This is a genomic window from Psychrobacter sp. TB55-MNA-CIBAN-0194 (assembly GCF_040309505.1).
GTDB lineage: Bacteria > Pseudomonadota > Gammaproteobacteria > Pseudomonadales > Moraxellaceae > Psychrobacter > Psychrobacter fozii.
This window is the reverse complement of the sequence record NZ_JBEOOW010000561.1, coordinates 1-252: the sequence shown is the minus strand read 5'-3', so window position 1 is coordinate 252 and position 252 is coordinate 1. Positions and strand designations below refer to the sequence as shown.

At 40.1% G+C, this 252-nt stretch carries 1 protein-coding gene; it reads left to right on the top strand.

Features of this window, described 5'->3' with window-relative positions:
* Window positions 1-31 precede the first annotated feature (31 nt).
* Window positions 32-252: AMP-binding protein (locus AAEY75_RS16290; RefSeq protein WP_502944453.1), on the top strand; the 221-nt coding region annotated here is incomplete at its 3' end.

The window sequence follows — 252 nt, the reverse complement described above, 5'->3', positions numbered from 1 at the left end:
AAATGCCATCTCCAATGTTTTGGACTGGGATATGTCCAAGCATCCTACCTATCTTTGGACGTTACCTTTGTTTCATTGTAATGGTTGGTGTTTTCCTTGGACAATTGCCGAACGTGCTGGGATCAATGTTTGTCTACGTAAGATTGAGGGTGATCTAATATTACAACTCATAGCCAAGTATCAAGTGACTCATTATTGTTCAGCGCCTGTCGTTCATAACATGATTGCTGGTGGTAAAGATCAGTATAAGAA